This window comes from Bosea sp. 29B (genome assembly GCF_902506165.1).
Classification (GTDB): domain Bacteria; phylum Pseudomonadota; class Alphaproteobacteria; order Rhizobiales; family Beijerinckiaceae; genus Allobosea.
The window spans coordinates 3,092,026-3,115,512 of sequence record NZ_LR733817.1; the positions used below are offsets into that span (position 1 = coordinate 3,092,026).

22 protein-coding genes and 1 pseudogene are annotated in these 23,487 nt (G+C 62.0%); 17 read left to right on the top strand and 6 right to left on the bottom strand.

The genetic code is table 11. The annotated features are described in order from the left end of the window. The first annotated feature begins 4 nt into the window (after nt 1-4). The 13 genes from GV161_RS15030 to GV161_RS15090 all read left to right on the top strand — a co-directional run bounded on the left by GV161_RS15030 (nt 5) and on the right by GV161_RS15090 (nt 12,100). Nucleotides 5-352 carry a chaperone NapD gene (locus GV161_RS15030; RefSeq protein ID WP_152016456.1) on the top strand — a complete coding sequence of 116 codons (348 nt, stop codon included), beginning with the start codon at nt 5-7 and terminating at the stop codon, nt 350-352. Beyond that, a complete protein-coding gene (napA, locus tag GV161_RS15035) occupies nt 349-2,850 on the top strand; it encodes a periplasmic nitrate reductase subunit alpha (protein WP_152016457.1) in 2,502 nt (833 codons plus the stop codon). The genes GV161_RS15030 and napA overlap by 4 nt, the downstream gene beginning before the upstream one ends. Beyond that, nucleotides 2,817-3,320: a nitrate reductase cytochrome c-type subunit gene (locus GV161_RS15040; RefSeq protein WP_152016458.1), complete on the top strand. Its 504-nt coding sequence runs from the start codon at nt 2,817-2,819 to the stop codon at nt 3,318-3,320. The genes napA and GV161_RS15040 overlap by 34 nt, the downstream gene beginning before the upstream one ends. A 12-nt stretch (nt 3,321-3,332) precedes the next feature. Then, entirely contained in the window at nt 3,333-4,055 is a 723-nt protein-coding gene (locus GV161_RS15045) for a cytochrome c3 family protein (RefSeq protein ID WP_152016459.1), read from the top strand. Between the two features lie 236 nt (nt 4,056-4,291). Beyond that, complete coding sequence (ccoN, locus tag GV161_RS15050) at nt 4,292-5,953, top strand: cytochrome-c oxidase, cbb3-type subunit I (RefSeq protein WP_152016460.1); 1,662 nt, start codon at nt 4,292-4,294, stop codon at nt 5,951-5,953. A 5-nt stretch (nt 5,954-5,958) separates the two neighbouring features. Continuing rightward, the gene (ccoO, locus tag GV161_RS15055; RefSeq protein ID WP_152016461.1) at nt 5,959-6,693 is read left to right on the top strand and encodes a cytochrome-c oxidase, cbb3-type subunit II; all 735 of its coding nucleotides are present in this window, start codon (nt 5,959-5,961) and stop codon (nt 6,691-6,693) included. A 4-nt stretch (nt 6,694-6,697) separates the two neighbouring features. Continuing rightward, on the top strand, nt 6,698-6,868 hold the full coding sequence (locus GV161_RS15060; protein WP_152016462.1) for a cbb3-type cytochrome c oxidase subunit 3: 171 nt from the start codon (nt 6,698-6,700) through the stop codon (nt 6,866-6,868). A 3-nt stretch (nt 6,869-6,871) separates the two neighbouring features. After that, a complete protein-coding gene (gene ccoP / locus GV161_RS15065) occupies nt 6,872-7,750 on the top strand; it encodes a cytochrome-c oxidase, cbb3-type subunit III (RefSeq protein WP_152016463.1) in 879 nt (292 codons plus the stop codon). Then, entirely contained in the window at nt 7,747-7,953 is a 207-nt protein-coding gene (locus GV161_RS15070) for a hypothetical protein (protein ID WP_152016464.1), read from the top strand. Before ccoP ends, GV161_RS15070 begins: the two co-directional genes overlap by 4 nt. Nucleotides 7,954-7,969: 16 nt before the next feature. Beyond that, nucleotides 7,970-8,755, top strand: a complete 786-nt coding sequence (locus GV161_RS15075) for a DUF2189 domain-containing protein (RefSeq protein WP_152016465.1) — start codon at nt 7,970-7,972, stop codon at nt 8,753-8,755. Further along, nucleotides 8,752-11,010, top strand: coding sequence for a heavy metal translocating P-type ATPase (locus GV161_RS15080; RefSeq protein WP_152016466.1), 2,259 nt, complete (start codon nt 8,752-8,754; stop codon nt 11,008-11,010). Before GV161_RS15075 ends, GV161_RS15080 begins: the two co-directional genes overlap by 4 nt. Continuing rightward, complete coding sequence (gene ccoS, locus GV161_RS15085) at nt 11,007-11,174, top strand: cbb3-type cytochrome oxidase assembly protein CcoS (protein WP_152016467.1); 168 nt, start codon at nt 11,007-11,009, stop codon at nt 11,172-11,174. Before GV161_RS15080 ends, ccoS begins: the two co-directional genes overlap by 4 nt. Nucleotides 11,175-11,710: 536 nt before the next feature. Continuing rightward, nucleotides 11,711-12,100, top strand: coding sequence for a hypothetical protein (locus tag GV161_RS15090; protein ID WP_152016468.1), 390 nt, complete (start codon nt 11,711-11,713; stop codon nt 12,098-12,100). Nucleotides 12,101-12,930: 830 nt separating this feature from the next. Here GV161_RS15090 and GV161_RS15095 read toward each other — a convergent pair. The 4 genes and pseudogenes from GV161_RS15095 to GV161_RS31195 form a co-directional block, all read right to left on the bottom strand. Then, entirely contained in the window at nt 12,931-15,642 is a 2,712-nt protein-coding gene (locus GV161_RS15095; RefSeq protein ID WP_152016469.1) for a bifunctional acetate--CoA ligase family protein/GNAT family N-acetyltransferase, read from the bottom strand. A 32-nt stretch (nt 15,643-15,674) separates the two neighbouring features. Beyond that, on the bottom strand, nt 15,675-16,250 hold the full coding sequence (locus tag GV161_RS15100; protein ID WP_152016470.1) for a hypothetical protein: 576 nt from the start codon (nt 16,248-16,250) through the stop codon (nt 15,675-15,677). Nucleotides 16,251-16,264: 14 nt separating this feature from the next. After that, nucleotides 16,265-16,513 carry a hypothetical protein gene (locus GV161_RS31190; protein WP_244624311.1) on the bottom strand — a complete coding sequence of 83 codons (249 nt, stop codon included), beginning with the start codon at nt 16,511-16,513 and terminating at the stop codon, nt 16,265-16,267. Between the two features lie 48 nt (nt 16,514-16,561). Then, nucleotides 16,562-16,924 (bottom strand): annotated as a pseudogene (locus tag GV161_RS31195) (3'-5' exonuclease); the annotation flags it as partial. Nucleotides 16,925-17,610: 686 nt separating this feature from the next. On the opposite strand from GV161_RS31195, the gene GV161_RS15110 reads away from it, so the two are divergent. Both GV161_RS15110 and GV161_RS15115 read left to right on the top strand, forming a co-directional pair. After that, a complete protein-coding gene (locus GV161_RS15110; protein ID WP_152016471.1) occupies nt 17,611-18,192 on the top strand; it encodes a recombinase family protein in 582 nt (193 codons plus the stop codon). A 120-nt stretch (nt 18,193-18,312) separates the two neighbouring features. After that, entirely contained in the window at nt 18,313-20,376 is a 2,064-nt protein-coding gene (locus GV161_RS15115) for a recombinase family protein (protein ID WP_152016472.1), read from the top strand. Between the two features lie 111 nt (nt 20,377-20,487). Here the strand turns inward: GV161_RS15115 and GV161_RS15120 are convergent, their stop codons facing one another. Continuing rightward, the gene (locus tag GV161_RS15120) at nt 20,488-21,030 is read right to left on the bottom strand and encodes a hypothetical protein (protein WP_152016473.1); all 543 of its coding nucleotides are present in this window, start codon (nt 21,028-21,030) and stop codon (nt 20,488-20,490) included. A 113-nt stretch (nt 21,031-21,143) separates the two neighbouring features. Here GV161_RS15120 and GV161_RS15125 point away from each other — a divergent pair, with 113 nt between their 5' ends. Next, the gene (locus GV161_RS15125) at nt 21,144-21,659 is read left to right on the top strand and encodes a hypothetical protein (protein ID WP_152016474.1); all 516 of its coding nucleotides are present in this window, start codon (nt 21,144-21,146) and stop codon (nt 21,657-21,659) included. A 61-nt stretch (nt 21,660-21,720) separates the two neighbouring features. Here the strand turns inward: GV161_RS15125 and GV161_RS15130 are convergent, their stop codons facing one another. After that, complete coding sequence (locus GV161_RS15130) at nt 21,721-21,900, bottom strand: hypothetical protein (protein WP_152016475.1); 180 nt, start codon at nt 21,898-21,900, stop codon at nt 21,721-21,723. Nucleotides 21,901-22,416: 516 nt separating this feature from the next. Between GV161_RS15130 and GV161_RS15135 the strand changes: the two genes are divergently transcribed. Further along, nucleotides 22,417-23,421 (top strand): hypothetical protein, encoded by a 1,005-nt coding sequence (locus GV161_RS15135; RefSeq protein ID WP_152016476.1) that lies wholly within the window; start codon nt 22,417-22,419, stop codon nt 23,419-23,421. The last annotated feature ends 66 nt before the right edge of the window (nt 23,422-23,487 follow it).

A 23,487-nucleotide genomic window follows, 5' to 3' on the forward strand; every position in this document is an offset into this window, starting at 1 on the left:
CGCCATGCTGACCGGCAAGCGCGAGATCGACCGCCGCAAATTCCTCACCGGCGACATCCTGCCCGAGCGCGGCCCCGCCTCAGCTCGCCCGCAACGCTTCTTCCACATCTCCAGCGCCGTCGTCACCGCCCGTCCCGAGCAGTGCGCCGAGATCGCCCGCCTGATCGCGACCATGCCGGACACCGAGGTGCGCGCTGTCGAAGGCAGCAAGATCGTCGTGGTGATGGAAGGCGAAAGCAGCGGCGAGATCGGCAGCCGCCTCACCACCATGGCGCTGATGGACGGCGTGTTCTCGGCCAACATGGTGTTCGAGCAGATTGAACCCCTCGACGATTCCGGAGACGACAGATGAGCCTGTCCCGTCGCGAACTGCTCAAGGCCCAGGCCGCGGGGATCGCCGCCATGGCGGCCAATGTCGGAGGGGCGGCGCAGGCGCAGCCGGTCGCCGGCGGCGTCGATGCGCTGAAGATCTCCTGGTCGAAGGCGCCCTGCCGCTTCTGCGGCACCGGCTGCGGCGTCATGGTCGGCATCAAGGACGGCAAGGTCATCGCCACCCATGGCGACATGAAGGCCGAGGTCAATCGCGGCCTCAATTGCGTCAAGGGCTATTTCCTCTCCAAGATCATGTACGGCGCCGACCGTCTGACCCAGCCGCTGCTGCGCAAGAAGAGCGGTGTCTACGCCAAGGACGGCGAGTTCACGCCGGTGTCATGGACCGAGGCCTTCGACACCATGGCGGCGCAGGCCAAGCGCGTATTGAAGGAGAAGGGTCCCACCGCGCTCGGCATGTTCGGCTCGGGCCAGTGGACGATCTTCGAGGGCTATGCCGCGACCAAGCTGATGCGGGCCGGCTTCCGCTCGAACAATCTCGACCCGAATGCCCGCCACTGCATGGCCTCGGCGGCCTACGCCTTCATGCGCACCTTCGGCATGGACGAGCCGATGGGCTGCTATGACGATTTCGAGCATGCCGATGCCTTCGTGCTCTGGGGCTCGAACATGGCGGAGATGCACCCGATCCTGTGGACCAGGGTGACGGACCGCCGGCTCGGCCAGCCGCATGTCAAGGTCGCGGTGCTCTCGACCTTCACCCATCGCAGCTCCGACCTCGCCGACATCCCGATCGTGTTCAAGCCGGGCACGGATCTCGCGATCCTGAACTACATCGCCAACCACATCATCTCGACCGGGCGGGTGAACAAGGACTTCGTCGACAAGCACACCACCTTCGTGAAGGGCGCGACCGATATCGGCTACGGCCTGCGGCCGGACGATCCGCGCGAGGTCAAGGCGAAGAAGGCCGAGGACGTCACCGCGACGACGCCGATCGACTTCGCCGCCTTCGCCGCCTTCGTGAAGGACTACACGCTGGAGAAGGTCTCGGCGCTGACGGGAGTCGAGCCCGGCTTCCTGCAGCAGCTCGCCGAGCTCTATGCCGATCCCAAGCGCAAGGTCGTCTCGTTCTGGACGATGGGCTTCAACCAGCATGTGCGCGGCGTCTGGGCCAACCAGATGGTCTACAACCTGCATTTGCTCACCGGGAAAATCTCCGAGCCCGGCAACAGCCCGTTCTCGCTGACCGGCCAGCCTTCGGCCTGCGGCACGGCGCGCGAGGTCGGCACCTTCGCCCATCGCCTGCCGGCGGACATGACGGTCACCAACCCCGAGCACCGCAAGCACGCCGAGGAGATCTGGCGGGTCCCGCACGGCATCATCCCGGAAAAGCCGGGCTACCACGCCGTCGAGCAGGACCGCATGCTCAAGGACGGAAAGCTCAATTTCTACTGGATCCAGGTCAACAACAACCTGCAGGCCTCGCCGAACAACACGAACGAGGCCTATCCCGGCTACCGCAATCCCGACAATTTCATCGTCGTCTCCGACGCCTATCCGACGGTGACGGCGATGGCGGCGGACCTGATCCTGCCGGCGGCGATGTGGGTCGAGAAGGAAGGCGCCTACGGCAATGCCGAGCGGCGCACCCATGTCTGGCACCAACTCGTCAATGCTCCCGGCGAGGCGCGCTCCGATCTCTGGCAATTGATGGAGTTCTCGAAGCGCTTCACCACGGACGAGGTCTGGCCGGCCGAGATCCTCGACGCCAATCCGAACTACAAGGGCAAGACCCTGTTCGACGTGCTCTACCGCAACGGCCATGTCGACAAGTTCGACATCTCCGAGGTCGATCCCGGCTATGAGAACCGGGAGGCGAAGGCCTTCGGCTTCTATGTGCAGAAGGGACTGTTCGAGGAGTACGCTTCCTTCGGCCGCGGCCATGGCCACGACCTTGCGCCCTACGACACCTATCACCAGGTCCGCGGGCTGCGCTGGCCGGTGGTCGACGGCAAGGAGACGCTCTGGCGCTATCGCGAGGGCCTCGACCCCTATGTGAAGCCGGGCAAAGGCGTCGAGTTCTACGGCAACAAGGACGGCAAGGCGCGCATCATCGCCGTGCCTTACGAGCCGCCGGCGGAGGTGCCGGACAACGAATACGATTTCTGGCTGGTCACCGGCCGCGTGCTCGAGCACTGGCATTCCGGCTCGATGACGATGCGCGTGCCTGAGCTCTACAAGGCCTTCCCGGGCGCGCGTTGCTTCATGCATCCGGAGGACGCCCGCAGCCGCGGGCTGAATCAGGGCGCCGAAGTCCGCATCATCTCCCGGCGCGGCGAGATGCGCACCCGCGTCGAGACGCGCGGCCGCAACCGCATGCCGCCGGGCGTCGTGTTCGTCCCGTGGTTCGATGCGAGCCAGCTCATCAACAAGACGACGCTGGATGCCACCGATCCGATCTCCAAACAGACGGATTTCAAGAAATGCGCGGTCAAGATCCTGCCGGTCACCGCCTGATGCGCGCGCCGACCGTCCTCAAGGGCGCGCTCGCGGCCTGCCTCGTCCTCGCCTTCGGCGCCGCCTTCTCGCAGGACGGCGCGCCGGTGAAGACCGTGCCGCGGCTCACCGGCACGCCGCAGCCCATGGCGCTGGAGCGAGTGCCGGCGCTCGGACGGCCTGTCGTCGACGACGTCAGGCGCATGCGCAACTATCCGGAGCAGCCGCCGGTGATCCCGCATGCCATCGACGGCTACCAGCTGACGCTCAACACCAATCGCTGCATGGACTGCCACAAGCGCGAGTTCACCGAGGGCTCGGGCGCGCCGATGATCAGCGTCACCCATTTCCAGGACCGCGACGGGCAGGTGCTCTCCGACGTGACGCCGCGGCGCTACTTCTGCACGGCTTGCCATGTCCAGCAGACCGATGTGCCGCCGCTCGTGCCCAACCGGTTCCAGGACGCCAAAGATATCGGGCGCAAGCCGTAGCGGAGCGTAGCAATGGCAAAGCTCAAGGCCCTATTCCTGTGGGCTTGGAATCGGGTCCTCTGGTTCTGGCGCATCATCAGCCGGCCGAGCGCCTATCTACCGCTGGGCTTTTTGACACTCGGCGGGTTCATTTGCGGGGTTCTCTTTTGGGGTGGCTTCAACACCGCGCTGGAGATCACCAATACCGAGAAGTTCTGCACCTCCTGTCATGAGATGCGCGACAACGTCTATCAGGAGCTGACCCAGACGGTACATTTCTCCAACCGCTCCGGTGTACGCGCGAGCTGCCCCGACTGCCATGTGCCGCACAACTGGACGGACAAGATCGCCCGCAAGATGCAGGCGTCGAAGGAGGTCTGGGGCAAGATCTTCGGGACGATCTCGACGCGCGAGAAGTTCCTGGACATGCGGCTGGAACTCGCCAAGCACGAATGGGCACGGCTGAAGGCCAACGACTCGCTGGAATGCCGCAACTGTCACTCATCCGTGGCGATGGACTTCACCAAGCAGACGCGCCGCGCCGCCGACATCCATGGCCGCTTCCTGACGACGGGCGAGAAGACCTGCATCGACTGCCACAAGGGCATCGCGCATCTCCTGCCGAACATGACCGGGATCGAGCCGGGCTGGAAGGAAGCGCCGGAGCTGCAGGGCAAGGGGGCTGCCTGGCATGGGCCGGAGCGCGCCGTCGGCGCTTATCTCGCCGAGATCGAGAAGCGCAGAGGCGGGCTATGATGCAAGGCATGCCTCGTGGAGTACCAGCGACGGCAGCGCGGGCACTTTGTCGCTCTCAGTTGCGATTAAATTGAGTATTTAGGATGGCACTTTTGTGCCATATCGCGTCGAAAGCATGAGGCTGCGGATGACGCCGCCTATTTTGAAACGGGAGATTCGTTCGTGAAAGCCCCCGACGCGGCCGTTTGGCTGATCAGGCGGCGGCGCGACCGACACTTGCAGCAACGAGGGTGACGATGGTTGCGGCACTGACACTTGACGAACGCCAACGCGCCATCGGTGTGTCGGCGCTTCTCGCGCTATGCGGGCTGGCGATGGCTATCGCTGGAGGGCACGATCCGTTCGGGGTTCATGGCGTCATCGTCATGCTCTTCGGCGTGGGCGTCATCTTCCTCGTACTGTCGCGCTATTTCGAGCCAGAACCGTCGGAGGAGCGGCTGTCGCGCTACTTCGACGATCCGACTAGAGCGGGCATCGTTCTCTCGCTTGGCTGGGCCGTCGTTGGCATGTTCTTCGGAGTATGGGTCGCGGCGCTGCTGGCCTGGCCGGATTTCACTTTTGACGCGGGCTGGGCGAGCTTCGGCCGCATCCGTCCAGTTCATACCTCGGGCGTGATCTTCGGTTTCGGCGGCAATGCGCTGATAGCAACGTCCTTCCACGTGCTGCAGCGCACCTCGCGTGCGCGGCTCCCCGACCAGTTCAGTCCTTGGTTCGTGTTGATCGGCTACAATCTGTTCTGCGTGCTCGCGGCCAGCGGTTACCTGATGGGCGTGACGCAATCGAAGGAATATGCCGAACCTGAGTGGTATGCCGACCTCTGGCTTGTCATTGTGTGGGTTGTCTATTTCCTGATCTACATCCGCACGCTTCAGCGGCGGAAGGAACCGCATATCTACGTCGCCAACTGGTACTATATGGCCTTCATCCTGGTGGTGGCCGTCTTGCATATCGTCAATAATCTGGCGGTGCCGGTCTCATGGGGTTTAGCGAAGAGCTATTCGCTTTTTGCCGGCGTCCAGGATGCGATGACGCAATGGTGGTACGGCCATAACGCGGTGGCCTTCTTCTTGACCGCCGGCTTTCTCGGGATGCTGTACTATTATCTGCCCAAGCGCGCGGGACGGCCAATCTTCTCATATCGGCTGTCGATCATCAGTTTCTGGGGCATCACCTTCATGTACATGTGGGCGGGCTCGCACCACCTTCACTACACGGCTCTGCCGCAATGGGTGCAGACGCTGGGCATGACCTTCTCGGTCGTGCTGCTGGTGCCGTCCTGGGCTTCGGCCGGCAATGCGCTGGCGACGCTGAACGGCGCCTGGGACAAGGTGCGCGACGACGCCACGCTGCGCTTCATGATGGTCGCTGCCGTGTTCTACGGCCTCTCGACCTTCGAGGGTTCGTTCATGGCGATCCGCTCGGTCAACTCGCTCTCGCACTATACCGATTGGACCGTCGGCCACGTCCATGCCGGGGCGCTGGGCTGGGTGGCGATGATTACCTTCGGCTCGCTCTACGCGCTGGTGCCGTGGATGTGGAAGGTCGAGAAAATATACTCGCCACGACTGATCGAAGTCCATTTCTGGCTCGCGCTCTCGGGCACTATCATCTACGTCTTCGCGATGTGGAACTCAGGCATCATTCAAGGCCTGATGTGGCGCACCTACAACGACAGCGGCACGCTGGCCTATTCGTTTATCGACAGTCTAGTCGCGATGCGTCCGTATTACATCGCGCGCACCGTCGGTGGCCTGTTATTCCTGCTCGGCGCGATCGTCGCCGCCTACAATGTCTGGATGACGATCAAGATGGCTCGCGCGCAAGTCGCTGCGGTTGAAGGCGAGACCGACTTGCCGGCACTGCAAGCCGCAGGTGTAACACCTCAGGCAGGGGAGTGAGCCCGGTGCGTGAGTTTTTTCATCGCAAGCTCGAACGCAGCGCGATTGGCTTCGTTCTCGCCATCATCGGCGTCTCAGCGATTGGCGGCTTCGTCGAGATCGCGCCGCTCTTCACCATCCACGAGACAGTTGAGGAGGCGCCGGATATGCGTCTCTACACGCCCCTCGAACTGGCCGGGCGCAACATCTACATCCGCGAGGGTTGCTATGCCTGCCATAGCCAGATGATCCGCACCCTGCGCGACGAAGTCGAGCGTTATGGGCCGTACTCACTTGCGGTCGAGTCGAAGAATGACCATCCGATGTTGTGGGGCTCGAAGCGGACCGGCCCGGATATCGCCCGGCTCGGCGGCAAGTACTCTGACGCTTGGCATGTCGCACATCTGATCAATCCGCGCGATGTCGTCCCGCAGTCGGTGATGCCAAAATACGGCTGGCTCATGCGAGATGAGCTGAAAGCGGACGATCTCGGCAAGCACCTGGCGGCGCAGCGCGCTGTTGGAGTGCCCTATTCCGATGCGATGATCGCTAATGCCAGCGCGGACGCCTACGGCCAGGCCAGCCCCGACAGCCCTTATGCCAGTGGCGTCACCGAGCGCTACGGCGAGGCGACAAATATGCGCGCGTTTGACGGCGAGCCGGGCAGGCTGACCGAAATGGACGCTGTCGTTGCCTATCTCCAGGTGCTTGGCCGCCTGACCGATGCCGCACATCGCCAAACGGCGGCCGCAGGGAAGTGAGGCGATGGAGCTCGATCATCAGTCAGTGGTGGGCTTCGCCAAGAGCTGGGGGCTTTTCTATCTGATCGCCCTTGCGATCGGCGTGCTGGTCTATGCGCTTTGGCCATCGAACCGGGCTCGCTTTGACCGCGCTAAGAAGAGCATTCTCGACAAAGACGACAGGCCAGGGGATTGAGTGATGGCACAGGAGGCGCGCGATCCCGTCACCGGTCGAGTGACGACTGGTCATGAATGGAACGGCATTGAGGAACTCGACACGCCAATTCCGCGTGTGGTGCTCTTCTTCTTGGTCACCGCAACCTTGTTCGCGGTGGGCTATTGGCTGTTGATGCCCGCCTGGCCGCTGGGTGTGACATATACCAAGGGGCTCCTGGGGAATGACCAGCGCGAGATCGTGACACGCCAAGTTAAGGAAGCCGCGGCAGCGCGTGCGAGCTGGACAGCCCGGATTGCCGAGGCGCCTTTCGCCACCATCGCCGCCGATCCCGCGTTGATGCGGCATGTCCGTGAGACTGGCAGGACATTGTTCGCCGACAACTGCAGTGTTTGCCATGGCACGGAGGGACGGGGAGGGCCAGGGTATCCCAGCCTCGCCGCCGGCGCCTGGCTCTGGGGTGGCAGCCCAGAAACCATCGCTGAAACGATCCGTGTCGGCATCAACAGCACCACCAAGGATACGCGCACGGCGCAGATGATGGCGTTCGGCCGCGACGGTGTGCTCCAGCGCGAGCAGGTGCTCGCTGTCGTTGCTTATGTCCGGTCGTTGTCCGGTCAGAGCCTTGGAGAGCCCGAACAGGCGCGCGTGCCCGCTGGAAGGGAGGTGTTCGCCGCGAACTGCGTCGCCTGCCACGGCCCGGAAGGCAAGGGACTGCATGATCTCGGGGCTCCGAATCTGACCGATGGCCACTGGATCTATGGCGGCGATCCGCAATCGATCTTCAACAGTGTCCAGAACGGGCGGCAAGGGCACATGCCTAGCTGGGAAGGTCGGCTGTCCCCTGCGGATATCAAGCTGCTTGCGCTCTATGTGGGCACATTGTCGGGAGAGGCAAAATGAGCGCGGCAAGCGGAGGCGAGACGCGGCGGCGCAGCGAACGGCGGGGCTTCTGGATCATTCTCGCGACCGCACTGGTGGCGTTGCTCGTCCTAGCCAACGCGCACCTGGTCTATGTCGCCGTCGGCTCGCAACCAGCCTGTGTGCCGCATGCGAAATCGGCAGGCGAGGCAGGTATGATGCGCGCCGCGCGCCCCGTCTGCTGAAGGGGAGGAGGACTACATGGGCACGATCGAGAACGGCCACGACATCCCCCTGCCTCTCTCGGCGCAGCGGCGGCGCAATCTGCCGGCGCGCGCTGCCTTTTTCTGGCTCGGAGCTGGCTGGCGCGATCTCGGCAATACTCCATTGCCGAGCTTTATATACGGGTTCGCAGTCTTCCTGGTTTCGTTGAGCATCGTCTGGGGTTTGTTCCGGTTCGAGCTCGACTACATCCTGTTTCCGGCTCTGGCCGGGTTCATGGTGGTCGGGCCCGTGTTGGCGATTGGCCTCTATCAGAAAAGCCGCGACCTCGAGACGGGCCATCCCGTCAACCTGTCTCGCATGATCTTCGTCAAGGCGGCTTCAGGCGCGCAAGTCTGGTATACCGGCGCGATCCTATGCTTGCTGATGCTGGTATGGATGCGCGCCGCTGTTATTATCTATGCGTTGTTCTTCGGATTGCGGCCTTTCCCCGGCTTCAACGACGTCCTCGCTATGCTGATCTCGACGCCGGTCGGCTGGGCGATGCTGTTGGTCGGTACGGTGGCGGGCGGGCTCTTCGCAGCCTTCTCCTTCGCGATCAGCACCTTCGCGATCCCGATGCTGCTCGATGAGCGGGTCGACGCCTTCACCGCGATGGGCACCAGCATCTCGCTGGTCTGGAACAACCTGCCGGTGATGATCGCCTGGGGCGCGATCGTGCTCGGGCTCTTCCTGCTGAGCCTGGCGACCGGGCTGTTCGGCCTGATCGTAGTCTTTCCGCTGCTCGGCCATGCCACCTGGCACAGCTACCGGGCGATCAGATGAGCTGCTGCGCGCCGCCGCTCGACCCGCACGAGGCGTTCGACGGCAGGGCGGCGCAGCGGGAGATGCGGCTCGCTAGCCGCGATCTCGGCAACGGCCTGCGGCAGAGCGACCTTGCTGTCCCCGGCCTGCACTGTGCCGGCTGCATCCGCACCGTCGAGGCCGGCTTGGCGCGGCTGCCCGGAGTCGCCCATGTCCGCGTCAACCTTTCGACGAAGCGGGTGGCGGTCCAATGGCAGGGCGAGGAGCCGCCCGAGCTGCTGGCCGCCCTGGCGGGACTCGGCTATCCTGGCCATCTCTTCGAAAGCGAGGCGGAGCGGAGCGATCCCGACCTTGCCCGGCTGATCCGGGCGCTGGCGGTCGCCGGCTTCTGCGCCATGAACATCATGCTGCTCTCGGTCTCGGTCTGGTCGGGGGCCGAAGCTGAGACGCGCCGCGCCTTCCATTGGATCTCTGCCGCGCTGGCGTTGCCCTGCCTGATCTATTCCGGCCGGATCTTCTTCGTCTCCGCCTGGTCGGCGCTGCGGCGCGGGCGCACCAATATGGACGTCCCGATCTCGATCGGCATCAGCCTCGCCTTCGCCTTGAGCCTCTACGACACCGTCCATGACGGGCCGCACGCTTATTTCGACGCCGCGACCTCGCTGATCTTCTTCCTGCTGATCGGGCGCACGCTCGATCATCTGATGCGCGAGAAAGCCCGCACCGCCGTGCGCGGCCTGATGCGGTTGTCGCCGCGCGGCGCCACCGTGCTCGGCGCCGACGGCAGCCGCCACTACCTGCCGCTGGCTGAGATCGAGCCCGGCATGCGGATCGCGATCGTCGCGGGGGATCGCATCCCCGTCGACGGGGATGTCGCGGAAGGGACCTCCGAGCTCGACTGCGCCGTCGTCACCGGCGAGAGCGCGCCGCGCCCGGTCGCGCTCGGCGCCTGCGTGCAGGCGGGAACGCTCAACCTCTCGGGGTCGCTCATCATCCGCGCCACGGCGCGGGCAGGGGACTCCTTCCTCGCCGAGATGGTCCGGCTGATGGAGGCGGCGGAGGGCGGGCGTGCCCGCTATCGGCGCATCGCCGACCGGGCGGCCGCGCTCTATTCGCCGGTCGTCCACGCCACGGCCTTCCTTGCCTTTCTCGGCTGGATGGCGGCGAGCGGCGACTGGCACCGCGCCGTCACCGTCGCCATAGCCGTGCTGATCATCACCTGCCCCTGCGCGCTCGGGCTGGCGGTGCCGATCGTGCAGGTGGTCGCGTCGCGCCGGCTGTTCGAGGCCGGCATCATGGTCAAGGACGGCTCGGCAATCGAGCGGCTGGCCGAGATCGACAGCGCCGTCTTCGACAAGACCGGCACGCTGACCCTCGGCCAGCCGCGTCTCGCCAATACAGGGGAGATCGCGCCGGCGGACCTCGCCATAGCCGCCGCGCTCGCGCGCAGTTCCAGCCATCCGTTCTCCCGGGCGATCGCAGCGGCGGCGCCGGCCGACACCGTGGTACTCTCAGGGCTTCGCGAGCAGCCCGGCCTTGGACTCGAGGCCAGATACGGGGGCGTCCTCTACAGGCTCGGGCAAGCCGCCTGGGCGCTCGGCGAGAGCTCGCAGGCCGAGGGAGGCGGCACGGTGCTCAGCCGCGACGGCGCGCTCCTCGCCCGTTTCCGCTTCGAGGAGACGCTGCGTCCGCAGACCGCCGCCGCCCTCGCCGCCTTGCGGGCCGCGGGGGTCGACGTCGCGCTGCTATCCGGTGATACGCCGGCTGCGGCTGGTGTCGTTGCCGACAGGCTCGGCATCGACACGGTCGCGGCCGGACTGCCGCCGGCGCAGAAGGTTGCCAGGCTCGACGCGCTGGCGGGCGAGGGCCGCAAGGTGCTGATGGTCGGCGATGGCCTCAACGACACGCCGGCGCTGGCCGCGGCCCACGTCTCGATGGCGCCGGCTTCAGCTGCGGATATCGGCCGCAACGCCGCCGATTTCGTCTTCCTGCACGAAGGACTGGGCGCGGTTCCGACTGCGCTCGCCGTCTCGCGCGCCGCCGGCCGACTGGTGTCGCAGAACTTCGCCCTCGCCATCCTCTACAACGCGCTCGCCCTGCCGGTCGCGATCGCCGGCCAGGTCACGCCGCTGATTGCTGCGCTCGCGATGTCGCTCTCGTCAATTCTCGTCGTCGCCAACGCGCTACGGCTCGACCCCCGACTGTCGCCACGCAGATCCGAGGCTGCCGGAGAAGTGAGCATGAGTCTCGCCCCGGCTCTGGAACGCGGCAAGTGAGCAGCCTAGTTTTCCTCGTGCCGCTGGCCCTCCTGCTAGGCGCGGTCGCGCTGGCAGCGTTTCTGTGGTCGCTGCGATCTGGCCAATATGAGGATCTCGATGGCGCAGCGGAGCGCATTTTGATCGATGAGGACGAGCATGTTGATCGCGATCGACCAAGTTGATCAGCCCTGCACCTCTAGGACCTCGATCCGCAGCACGAGATTGCTGGATATTTGATCACCATCAAAGACACGGGTGAATTTTCCTGGGAAGATCGGACTCGGTTCCGGTTCTCGGTTGCTTGTCATGGTCAAAGTTAAGACCGCGCGGTGTCTCGCCAGAATTATACCGCATTGGCGCAAAGATGGGGCGGCTAAGAGCCCAACTTTGGTCGATGCCCTCGATAAGAAACCGCGCTTCTCTATTTGGTTGCGACTGAAAGGTTGCATCAGCCTGGTCAGAGAAATCATCATCGGAAGAAGCGCTCAGTGATTAAGGAATGGTTCCACGCACGTCGGCAGGCTTCCGTGATGGGGCGGCGCCGCACCACGGTGGTGAGCGCGAGCGCGTGACCCTCAATCGGGCGTCGAGGGAGGTGGTCATGGCTGGTCCGTATGACCCGCTCAATCCATCGCTTTGACGCGGGTCAAAGCAGCGAGATGTCGCAACGCTTCCAGTGCAGCCAGGATACCGCACGATCCCAGAAACAGAGGCGAAGATGACCAGCATGAAGTCGAACCAGCAGCCGGCGAAAGACGCAGTCGCCGGGCTAGATGGAATAGCTCGCACCGCCGAGGCGCAGCTCAAGGTGGCAACGGCGATCCCGCAGGCGATCATCGAGGCCAATTGGGCCATGGCTTCGGAGTTTCTGATCTTCGCAAGCCGGCGGCTGCAGGCTCAGATGTACCTTTGGTGGAGCCTCTGCGACTGCCAGGGCCTCAGCGAGGCAGTTGCTATTCAGCGCCAATTTACGGAGCGCGTCACCGATGACTACTCGGGCGGAGTGAACCAACTTTCCGAGGTCGTGCGCCGGAGCGTCATCTCGCTTTCGACGGTCGGAGCCAAGCTGGTGGTGGAGACCGGCGAAACGAGCAAATTGGCAGCGTAATCGTCTCGCGGCGGTCTCAAGCCATGACCGCGTGTCCAGGGCGGGGACAGGCCTGGGATGATTGTTCGATTTCACGGTTCGACAAGGCGCGGGATCGTGGCAACACCTCTGTCAGGCGGCCACTGGGGCTGGCCGCAGCTTTTCCGGCGCCGAGGCCGCGACGTATCTGGCCTGACAATCACCGCACTGCCGGTTCTGGCAAAGCTCCCGCTCGACATGCCCGTAGCGTATGCTGCAACGGGAGAACGCGTGATTGGGGCGACCGAATCCGGCAACAGTTTTAGCGACTCGTTTTGTTGTTCGACGATACGAAATCGCCGGCAGGCACGTGTCCAACTCGCGAGTATGCGGGTTTGCGCCAGATCAAAGTGACACGCGGGGCATCTGATATGCTGCGTCGTTCAGTTGGCACCTTTGCCATCCGGGAGTGACAGCAATGTACGTTTGGCTCCGAGGACGTTTCGAGCGGCAAGCCCGCTTGATGGGCGCAATGATGGAACGCGTTGGTGTGCCGGCGGAGATGGCCGCCAGACATGGGCGGCTTTATGATGCGGCCAACCGCCGCTGTCTGTGGTGTGCTGCGCATCGTGAATGTGGAAAGTGGGTTGAAGGCCACCAAACCGTCGAACGAGGACCAGCGTTCTGCCCCAATACTGCGTTCTTCGAGGCTGTTCGGAGAGACGCTCCTCATGAAACTGTACTCAGCTCGCCGGTGCTATGACGGAATACTGCAGTGCGACGTTGCATCAGCATTACGCAATGGGCTGGCGAGTTCGATCAAGATGTCATGCAGAAGTGAATGAAGGCCGAGCAGCGTGCTCTGCCTCCGTTCAAACGGCGGCTGTGACCTGCTGAACGTGCAACTCGACACTGACAAGTTCCGGGTCGTTCGGGTCCGGCTGCGTGCCGAAGCCAAGTTCTTGACACATTTGCAGCATGGTCGTGTTGCCACGCATGACGTGGCCTTGGATGGTCGACAGCCCCTCTTGCCGGGCCCAGGCGATCACCAGTTCCATCAGGGTCCAACCTAGACCCTGGCCTTTGAGGTCTGACCGGACCAGGACGGCGTACTCTCCGTGCTCATGGTTCGCATCGGCGTGCAGGCGGGAGACTCCGAGCAGGCGCCCGTCTTCCTGGGAGATGGCGGCAAAGGCGATCGCGCGAGCATAATCGAGCTGCGTCAGGCGGGCGATGAAGTCGTGGCTGGGCTTGCCGGGCAGCGCGAAGAAGCGCCGGCGCAGATCATCGTCGGTGACGCTGGCGAGGAAGTCGGGATAGAGCGCCTCGTCTTCCGGGCGCAGCGGCCTGATCCGGACCTTGCGCCCATCCCTGAGGGCGGTCTGGCGCTCCCAATGGCGCGGATAGGGCCTGATCACCATGCGCGGATGGTCGCCTTCGCGCCCGTCGCCCGCCGGCATCATCCTGATCCTGGCGTCGACGACGATGACGCCATCGGGATCGGCCAGCACGGGGTTGAGGTCGAGCTCGCAGATCTGCGGGCAATCGGCCGCGAGCTGGGCGAGCTTGACCAGCGTCATCGCGACAGCGTCCAGATTGGCGGCAGGGACGTTCCGGTAAGACGCGAGCACGCGAGACACCCTGGTGCGGGCGATAAGATCGCGCGCCCTGTCGAGGTCGAGGGGAGGCAAGGCCAGCGCCTTGTCCGCAATGGCCTCGACCGCCGTTCCGCCCCGCCCGAAGACGACGACGGGGCCGAAGGTCGGGTCGTCGGCGATACCGGCGATCAGTTCGCGCCCATTCCGCCGCCGGATCATCGGTTGGACGAGGAAGCCGGAGATCTTCGCTTCGGGCCGCGCGCTCCTTATGCGGGCCAGCATAGTCTCGGCGGCAGCGCCGACGGCCTCGGCAGTGGTCAGATCGAGCGCAACCCCGTCGACATCGGATTTGTGCACGATATCGGGCGAATGCACCTTGAGCACCACTGTGTAGCCCTCGGCAAGCACCTCCGCTCCGAGGCTTGCCGCTTCCTGCGGAGTCGAGGCCAGGCGCGGGGCTGCGGTCGGGATGTCGTAGGCGTTCAGCACCCGTGCGGTCTCGATCGGGTCGAGCCAGCTTCGGCGTCCCGCTAGCGCCCCGGCGATCACCGCCCTTGCCGTCTCAGTCTCGGGATTGAAATCCTGCGGCATCGCGTCTGGCATGCGGGTCAGCTCGGACTGGGCCCGCCTGTAGGCGATGAGATGCGTCATCCCCCTCACGGCATCGGCCTCGGTCGGGAAATTCGGGATGCCCGCGGCGACGAAACGCTCGGGCCCCTCCTCCCTGTCGGCGCCGATCCAGGCCGTGAAGACCGGCTTGGCGAACAGCCGGTGGGCGCGGCGCTGCTCGACAACCCGGGCGATCGTCTCGGCGGCCTCGCGCTGGCTGGTCAGGCGGGTCGCGACGTCGAGCACGAGCACGGCATCGTTGGCCTCGTCGTCGAGCAGGATGTCGAGCGCCCTGGCGAACCGCTCGGCGTCGGCGTCGCCGATGATGTCGACAGGATTGGCTCTGGACCATGATGGGGGCAGGATCGCGTCGAGCCGATCTCGCGTTTCCTGCGACAGGACCGCAAGCTGGCTGCCGAGATCGATCAGACGATCGACCGCTAGAACGCCGATACCGCCGCCATTGGTGAGGATCGCGATCCGGTTGCCTTCAAAGGGGCGCTGACGGCCGAGCGTCTCGGCGGCGGCGAACAACTCGGCGACGTCATAGGCCCTGACGAGGCCGGCGCGCCTGAAGGCAGCATCATAGACGGCATCGGAGCCAGCGAGCGCGCCAGTGTGAGTCGCAGCCGCGACTGCGGCAGGCGCGTGGCGGCCAGCCTTGATGACGACGATGGGCTTAACCCGTGCCGCCGCGCGTGCCGCCGACATGAATTTGCGGGGGTCGGCGATGGCTTCAACGTAGAGCAGGATCGCACGCGTGCGCGGATCCATCGCGAAATGGTCGAGGCAGTCTCCGAAATCGACGTCGATCTGGTCGCCGAGCGTGACTACGCCCGAGAAGCCGAGCTGATGTGCCGCCGCCCAGTCGATCAGGCCGGCGGCGACGGCGCCGGATTGCGAGATCAGGGCGAGGTCACCCTGCTTGAGCTGCCGGGAGGCGAAGCTGGCGTTCAGATGGCCGTAAGGCGACATCAGCCCGAGGCAGTTCGGGCCGACGATCCGCATCCCGGACGAATGCCCGAGATCGCGTATCGCCCACGCCGCCGAATCGGGGCCGCGCCCGAGTCCGGCCGTCAGGATCAGACAGGCGGGAACACGAAGGGCCGCCGCGGTTTCGACGATGCCCGACACCGCTGCCGGCGGCGCGCAGACGATGGCGAGATCCGGCGGCTTCGGAAGCGCTACGAGATCGGGATAGCAGTTTGTCCCTCCGATCGCGCTGTGGCGCGGATTGACTAAGCTGAGCGTGCCCGCGAAGCCGCCCTCGCGAAGATTAGCGACAACGGCGTGGCCCACGGATCCCGCGCGTTCGCTTGCGCCGACAACCGCGACCGAGCTCGGCTGCATCAGCGCCTCGAAGCGGTATGTACTCATCGTCGGCCCCGCAGCTATGCCGTTTCAGGTAATCATTGGTTTGTGACATCCGACGGACGTGCGACGGAGGCTCCATTGTTGCCGCCGATAACCTGAAGCGCTGCAGGATGCACCTTGCCACGCATCATCACGCGCTCGATCGCAAAGCCGCGCTGCTCAAGGGCCTGACGGTCTCGTGTCTGAAGGCTAGAGGAATCCACTTCAATAGCAATTGAAGACACCCCCAGTTTCGATGCGAACTCGTTCGCAAAGCGCAACAACTCACGGATCACCAAGGTTCCGGGAAGACGCAAGGACGCAAATTCACATAGTTGGAGTGTAGGCTCCTGCCCTGATGGCTGGGTGACTTGAAAAGCAAATAAGGAGTGAATACAGCCCCCACCATCTCGCAATCCGATGAATCCAGCCTCCTGTTCCCGTAAAATTCTAGAAGGCAATGAACTGGTCCATTCACCGAGGTCAAGCGCAGGGCGTGCCAAGCCAAGGAGGGCATAGGCGCCTTTTGCCTCGTCGCGCGCAACGAAGATTGCTCGGAGAGCCTGACATTTCATAGCCGCCTGACCTCGCTCGATGCGATTATGAAGCACTGTTGGCGTTACGATGTACAAAGTATGATCAAATGTTATTTTTTATCATCTATATATGTGACGTAAATCTCACGAGATGTTTCGAACAACTCAATTTCCTCTAATAAAGCCTTTCGCTCCATTGCTTCCGGTGTCACAGGAGGGAATTTATCAAGGAACTCAATGCGTTTGAGAGCTGCCCGGCGCTCTTCGTCGTTTGTCACAATGAATGGGGTCATCTCAAATTCCATCGCCCAAGCCCAAGTTCTTAAACTAGAAGTCAGCTGTATGGGATTGATCTGCATCAAAAGTAATTCATCTGCGGCATTGATGTCGTATACATTGGCCCAGCCAGCCAGCCAGCCGGCCGCGCCCGAGCGCAGTTCCCCGAACAGCGTGACCAGCGCGGGCCAGTCCGTGGCGGCGCGGGCAGGACAGATCAGTCAGCGTCACGATCGGATAGGCGCTGTCGGCCACCGCATCGAGCGCCGTCTGCGCAGTCGCCGGGCCGACGCCCGGCAGGAGTTGCAGGATCCTGAAGTCGGCGACGCGATCGCGCATGTTCTGCGCGAAGCGCAGGACCGCTAGCATGTCTTTCACATGCGTGCTGTCGATGAACTTGACACCGCCGAATTTCACGAAGGGGATGTTGCGGCGTGTGAGCTCTACCTCGAGGGCCCGCTATGATGGCTCGGACGACCGACTGCTGACTCTTCTGAACGCGCGCGGTTCCTATCGGAAGTTCCGGGGCTAAGGCAGCTTGATCGGCACAGTCTCCGGCTCGGGATAACATCCGGTCACCGATGAGATCAGGGTGCGCACACGCGATTTCCGCTAAACGTCGGTCTGGGCGCGACGCAGCCTGCCCCAGAACCCAGAAGCACCAATTGTGAATTCTCGGCCGGTGCCAACGAGACGGTGCAGCAGTCGCCCTCGTTAACGAAGCGTCAGGATTTCTGCTGTTAACATGGATTCGTAGCCGCCTTGCTCGATTGCCGCGGCCCCATCTGCATCTCCCCAAAAGCCGTCGCCGTTGACACCGCCGAATCGCTTGTGCGGGTGCATGGCAGTCGTCGCGCCGCATGCTGACGTCGCGCGACGGGGGAGGAGCAAGCCAGAGCGAAACCCCATGAAAGCACCCGAAAAGCCTCTTGAGTCCCCACTTGCGTCCCTTTTGCGCGTCCTTGCCGCCAACGAAGCAAGACGGCTCCTAATGAACGCAGCAAAGCCGTTCCGGGCACCGATACAGCCCCAGCCGGTGATCGATGTGGCCGGTGTCCCCGAAAAAGAAAAATAAAATAATGCAATTGTAGTGCTTGAAAATGCTATGATAGCCCTTAGCTGCTCGATCTCCTAGGGGCGGCGGCAAGGCGCAGCCGTCCTCGAAACATTAGGAGCAACAATGGCTAAGTCGCTTGCCCAAGCCAAGCACGCCGCTTCCTACGCCCGCTTCTCTAACAGCCGACCCGACGGCGCCGCCAGGCAGAATGCAGTTGCCATGGAACACATGGAGGACCGCATCAAGCCCGCTGGGGATCCGCGGCCGTCACCGAGCCGAATCGCCATTTATTGCCGTAGCGCGAAAAACGATTCCGGGCAGTTGGACCGACAGCGCCGCCTTTGCACGGACTTCATAGCCGCGCATTTCCCCGACGCGGTCGCCGAGACTTTCGTAGACGTCGGCCAGCCGGCGAGCGGATTGACGAAGCTGCGCTGCAAACTGTTCCGCGCAGAATTTGATGCAGTCGTTGTCGAGAGCTGCGATCGCCTTACGCGAGATTTCCACACGCTGCAGGCGATCCTCGCCAGGCTCCTGATCTCCAATGTCCGCCTTTACACAATCCACGGCGGGCCTGAAGAGGTCCAACTGGTCAGGCACGTCCTCTGGGGAGCGGTCGCCCGCATCGATGGGGACGAGCGCCTCCACTCGATCGGTCGCGATTGGTGGCATCAGTCCGGTGAGGCGTACCTCATCGGGAAGTAGTCTCGTCAGAGGGCAAGGAGTGACGCCTCACTAAGGGCGCCACGCCACTCCCGGATTCGAAGAGGGTCCAAACACCGCCTTGGCGGTGGAGGTCTTCCTTTGCCTAAGAGGTTCATCAGAATGCCGAAACAGAACCACGCCGCCGAGCCGGTCAGCGCAACTCTCTCCAGCATGTTCTCCGCCGCCTACCTGCAGAAAGCGGAGGCGCTGGCCAAAAGGGGGCCGCAGCCTCTCAAGTTGGCTCGCCTCACGGTGGCGTACTGCCGCCGTTCCAAGGAGATCGAGAACCTCTCGATTGATCGCCAGAAGGAGCGCGCGGCGGTCTATGCCCAGGCTCATCTGAACGATGAGATTGCCCGCTTCTACGTAGATGAAGGCATTACCGGTGAGACTGCTGACCGTCCCGGGTTCATACAGATGATGAAGGACGCCGAGGCAGGCTTGTTCGACAAGATCGTTGTGGAGGATGTCGACCGTGTCGGTCGAAGCTGGGGAGTTATCGGCAACTCTTGGGACATATTCAAAGAGTTGGGTATCCAGCTTCATACTGTCTTCAAGGGCGGAGAAGTGAGCAATGTGGACATCGCCTTCAAGGCCTTGGCTGCAACTGAACACCAAACCGCCTTGCGCAACCGCTCGCGTGATGGCGTTGACCTCGCGATCAGCCAGGGGCGCGTTGTCGGCATGCTGCCGTGGGGTTATGCCCGCGACCCCTATCGTAAGGGCGTGTTTCGGATCGACGAAGCCACGAGGCCCTGCATCGAATGGATGTTCGAGGCGCGCCTGCAGGGCATGAGCATCTATGACATCCTGATGGGACTCCGCGAAATAGCGCCCGATCCGGAGCGCCTTCCGAAATCGGTTTCCCAGATTTCAAGATGCTTGAAGAATCCAATGTACAAGGGAGTTTTTACGTTCAGGAGGACAGATCAAACGCTAAAAGGGGGAAAAAGGAAGAGTCGACGCCGGCCGCCTTCAGAATGGAAACAAGTCCATATTCCTCATATGCAGATCATTGACCGAGAGAAATGGGAAGCTGCATACGATTCTTTCAAAGGTGTATCGCAACGTCAAGCCGGGCGTCGGTTTCTTACCGGAAAAGTATACTGTGGCAGCTGTGGGTTGTTAATGAATCATGGTTCTGCAGAAAGGCCGGATCCCAAGCTCACATGCTATGATTATGCCAGATCCTATCAATTGGGAAAGGATCAAAAATCGTGTCCGATAAGGATGGTTCCGGTCAATTTAGTTCGCAGCGCCGTTATCAATGCAATTCGAGAGGAATTACAAGATAGATCACTCGAAAAAGAGTATCAGAGATTGCTCGATGTTGAGTTGGATGGCCAGAGAAAGGCAATCGAGCAGCGCCGCCGTGACCTTGAGATCCGTAGAGATCATTTAAAGTCTGAGATAAATCGGGTCGCAGATGCCATGAGCCTTGGATCGATCCCGCGGCCGATAGCGGAGGAGCGCATTCAGGAGACCGCGGACAAGTGGAACGAAGCTAACGATCAGCTGGATAGGTTGCCAGACCTTACCAAGCGACTTCTTATCGAGAGCACGCGTCGCTCAGGTTTAATCGAAGTATTCGACCGAATCACGCCGAAGGCGGCCTTGCACGAAAAAGAACTGAGCACCCAGGAAAGAATGGAGCGATCAGTTTGTCGGAGATTGATTAAGAGAGTGGTTATCGAGAAACTTCCGGGAACTAGGTCTTTCAGGATACGGATCGATATATCGAATTCGAATCTACTGGGCATAAAAATGCCGGAAAACTCATCGGTGCCTGAAGTTAAAACTCACATTTATTATGGTCATCGGTGGCGGGATTGCTCAAACGAGATCGTGCCGACGTACAACAGTGGCTACTATCAGCTATCAGATGCAGAATGGGAGGTAATTAGTTCAAAATTTTCTGACGATCTTGCCGAGATTGCTCCGGAGGCGAAAGTAGGGGCTCGTGAGTTGGTGGATTTGCTTGTGTTTGCGGGCTCTATTTCACTTCGGCGCCGTTATCTGCGCAAGTACGGCCTCGTGAACTCGTCGAAAGTCTCGCGGGCGCTTGGAATTATCCTCTACTCGGGTCTCTGGAAGCGCATATTCGATGCGTTGGAGGCGAATTTCCCTGACCGAAAGCGCACCCTCAATCCCGGCTTCGGAGAAACATTCATATACCTGAAGTGACAAATACCTGAAGTGACGAAAGCGCCGCCTGGAAACCGGGCGGCGCTTTCGCTTTGTCCGATGACGCACCTACTATGCAACTATTTGGCCGCGTGTCCCGCGGGCGGGTGCTCATTGTTTGGCCACTGTGCTGGAGCGTTTGGCCGCTGCGAGATCATATCCAGCGGGAAGCGCCTTGGATTCTGGCCAGAACGCTCCATCGATCGTCATCAGGACGCCCGACAGGACGCGATTGTACATCAACCTGTAAAGCATTTCTGTCGGAATGACCGCCCGGGCGGAATGCCGCTGGTTGATCTCCGGGGCTGACATCGGCCGCCCTTCCCCCAGGATCATTTCAATCGCTTCGCTCACGACTTTCTTGTTGAATGCGCGGCTATGATACGCCTTGTCACCATCGAACGACGGCGTAAACGCCGCAGTCTCGGGTGCTGCCGGCCCAGTGCCTTTCGCAGCCGCAGGCGCTCCCGCCGAGGTGGGTTCATTCAGGCTCACCGGCTCGCCAGTGAGCCTGGAAAGATATTCTGCCACGTGCTTTTGCTCTGTCAGCTTGGCAGTGACGAGCCGATTCAGGTCGTCGAGCTCCCGGCTGATGTCTTCCAGCTCCTGGCGCGCGTAGGCGATCGCCTGCGCCTTATGTTGATCTTTTGCCATGGTTTGACCGTCACTCGGTGAAGCAAAAATGGTGAATTACGGATCGTATGATAATGCTATGAAGTGGTGTACGTGGTATCAAGTCGGCATCCGAAATCGCTAGGATTCATCACTTGGACAGCCTGACTTCCGCGTTCCCGCCGCCTGCCGTCCCGCCCTTCTCGAAGATCGTGTTCGACCTTCATGGACTGCACTGTCTGTTCAGTCCCAGCCCGCCGTTCGCGCAGTTCCTCGAGGCGTATGGCCTCGACTGTGCTGTCACCATCCCGGAAGTGAGCGTAGCGTTCCTCGAGGGTTACGCGCGCGCGGCTCGCTGCCGTCCGATCGGCGGGGAGCTGCTGCTCGCTCACTCCGAGGCCATTGCATCCTCGCTTGGCCGTCTCGATATGCGATCGCTGTGTTCGGTTGGCGTCAGGCAGAAGATGCTGGCCAATCCGGTTGTCCAGCGACTGCTGAGTGAGAACCCGAGATGGCGGTTGCAGGCGATGGTAGTTGCTGCAGCCGTTGGACACGGAATGCCGATCTTGGGCTTCGGCTCGTTCTATCGAGTTTTCGATCGGCATTTTCGGATCTCTACCGGGGTTTGCGATCCTCGAAACGGAGAATGGCTGGTGCCACCTATCGCCTGAAGTCGCGAGCCTAGACGTCTTGCATGGCGCTGCGGGAGCTCCTCGCGGCGCCGTTTTGCGTTCAGCTGTCATACTCATCCGGATCGCCGCCTGTCAGCGTAAGCAGCTGGCGCATAAACGTCCTGCGCGCCTCTTCATCCGGCTCAATTTCATAGTGCTGGACTCGGCCATCCGAATCGCGGACTGCACGCTTCTCCAGCGACTGAAATAGGGACTCCATGTCATTCGCCTCGCGAGGCATATTTTGACCTCCATCACATTCGGCGCCGGTATCTCATTGACCCGGCAGTGTGATTCATACAGTAGTTTCGGTGGCGTTGTAAAGTACTGAAGTGATGAATCGGTGGATTGCGATTTTTGTCGGAATGGCAGGTGAACGGGCCTTGTCCTGGGATCGTGCTCGTTGACATGGCATTTTCGCACTCTAGCAACATATTGAAATTACTAGATAATATCTGAATCGAGGAAGCGCTTCCGTCTGGAGGGCTGTTCCGCGCTGCCCCAAGCCAATGTTCGGCATGCCTCCCCTGCACCCCGGCGTGTTGCAAGGTAGGAATTGTGTGAAAGAATTGATTTGGCTGTTGCCAAGCATCTTGGCTTCGATGACTTCAAAGTGGGTGAACGAGCATTTCAAGCGGGCAGGGCGTTGGGTTTTATTTTATAACGGCGAAGTTCTCTTCGATTTAGTCTTTGGAAACATCTTCCCTGGTACGTCGGCCCTGCGGATCTCGGATCGGCCCCTTTCTGGATGTGAGCCATGCGACTCCGTCTACCTTTCGTCTATGAGACACGCAGCCTCGTTCGCGCGGGCCGACTTCAACATGACAAAAATGTTCGAGCCGAAATCGACGTCGAGATCGCGGAGGCGCCGGGGTTAGAGGACCATGTCGTCTTCGAGCTTCGTGATTACCAGATCGCGCGATGGTCCAATCGGCTATACGCAAGGTGGCTGCGCGGCGACGAGCAGTACATTCAGTCCAAGATCGACACGGGAGGGCGCGAGCGCCGTCAGGTGCAATCTCCCGAATTGCCCATTCCTCCGTATATGAGGAGGGTGAGGTTTGGCGTTGTCAAGAATGCGTTCCAGGCGCCGGCCGTGCTTGAGGCGCAGGTGCGGATTCGCGATCTTCCACACGACCGCGAGTGCCACATCGAGACGTGGAACGCCAGAATGCGAGATATGCTGGCAGAGCAGGCTCGCGCGTTTTATCACCGAACTCTCCTCGCATCAGAGACAGCCCTTTGGGTTCAGTGCGAGGAGCCTGTTTGGCAGATTGACAATGCTCGGAACGACACGCTTCACCGGCTCGGGCCCGTCCGTCTGGTTGAGGCCTATCGTGCCAATCTGGTGATTGCCCCCGACTTTCGACTAGCGCACCGCCAGTTCCGGCTGGACCGCATCGACGATGCCTGGGTCTTTGCCGGGGAGCATCGGCCTGTCGATGACGGGGGGTGGCGGGGGCCGCAAGGGATCGTACCGGAGCGTTCGGATTGGCTGGCGCTCGCGGCCTGTGTGATCGAATTCCTTGAGAAAGATGGGGGCTTACCCGACTTCTTCAGCGAACCACGCGTCTCCGATCAGGTGTTTTTCAACAGGGCCGACAAGCTCCTGAAAGCGACGACCGAGAACGATGTTCCGACCAAAATGGCTTCCAAGCTGCAACTCGTGCGCAAGCGTTGGGAGTTCGAGAGGCGGTGCTGGGAGCGAGACGAACTAGCCAAGCGGATAGCTCGAATGGAGCAGGATCAAGGCCTGCGCTGACCAGGTTATTGGATCCTATCAGATCGTTTTCGCCATTGCCCCAACCAAGCGCGTGGCTGCCGCAAT

Coding starts and splice junctions, on each gene's coding strand:
- GV161_RS15030 (WP_152016456.1), top strand. CDS start 5: ATGCTGACCGGCAAGCGCGAGATCGACCGCCGCAAATTCCTCACCGGC.
- napA (WP_152016457.1), top strand. CDS start 349: ATGAGCCTGTCCCGTCGCGAACTGCTCAAGGCCCAGGCCGCGGGGATC.
- GV161_RS15040 (WP_152016458.1), top strand. CDS start 2,817: ATGCGCGGTCAAGATCCTGCCGGTCACCGCCTGATGCGCGCGCCGACC.
- GV161_RS15045 (WP_152016459.1), top strand. CDS start 3,333: ATGGCAAAGCTCAAGGCCCTATTCCTGTGGGCTTGGAATCGGGTCCTC.
- ccoN (WP_152016460.1), top strand. CDS start 4,292: ATGGTTGCGGCACTGACACTTGACGAACGCCAACGCGCCATCGGTGTG.
- GV161_RS15060 (WP_152016462.1), top strand. CDS start 6,698: ATGGAGCTCGATCATCAGTCAGTGGTGGGCTTCGCCAAGAGCTGGGGG.
- ccoP (WP_152016463.1), top strand. CDS start 6,872: ATGGCACAGGAGGCGCGCGATCCCGTCACCGGTCGAGTGACGACTGGT.
- GV161_RS15070 (WP_152016464.1), top strand. CDS start 7,747: ATGAGCGCGGCAAGCGGAGGCGAGACGCGGCGGCGCAGCGAACGGCGG.
- GV161_RS15075 (WP_152016465.1), top strand. CDS start 7,970: ATGGGCACGATCGAGAACGGCCACGACATCCCCCTGCCTCTCTCGGCG.
- GV161_RS15080 (WP_152016466.1), top strand. CDS start 8,752: ATGAGCTGCTGCGCGCCGCCGCTCGACCCGCACGAGGCGTTCGACGGC.
- GV161_RS15090 (WP_152016468.1), top strand. CDS start 11,711: ATGACCAGCATGAAGTCGAACCAGCAGCCGGCGAAAGACGCAGTCGCC.
- GV161_RS15095 (WP_152016469.1), bottom strand. CDS start 15,642: ATGAGTACATACCGCTTCGAGGCGCTGATGCAGCCGAGCTCGGTCGCG.
- GV161_RS31190 (WP_244624311.1), bottom strand. CDS start 16,513: ATGCAGATCAATCCCATACAGCTGACTTCTAGTTTAAGAACTTGGGCT.
- GV161_RS15110 (WP_152016471.1), top strand. CDS start 17,611: ATGGCTAAGTCGCTTGCCCAAGCCAAGCACGCCGCTTCCTACGCCCGC.
- GV161_RS15115 (WP_152016472.1), top strand. CDS start 18,313: ATGCCGAAACAGAACCACGCCGCCGAGCCGGTCAGCGCAACTCTCTCC.
- GV161_RS15120 (WP_152016473.1), bottom strand. CDS start 21,030: ATGGCAAAAGATCAACATAAGGCGCAGGCGATCGCCTACGCGCGCCAG.
- GV161_RS15130 (WP_152016475.1), bottom strand. CDS start 21,900: ATGCCTCGCGAGGCGAATGACATGGAGTCCCTATTTCAGTCGCTGGAG.
- GV161_RS15135 (WP_152016476.1), top strand. CDS start 22,417: ATGCGACTCCGTCTACCTTTCGTCTATGAGACACGCAGCCTCGTTCGC.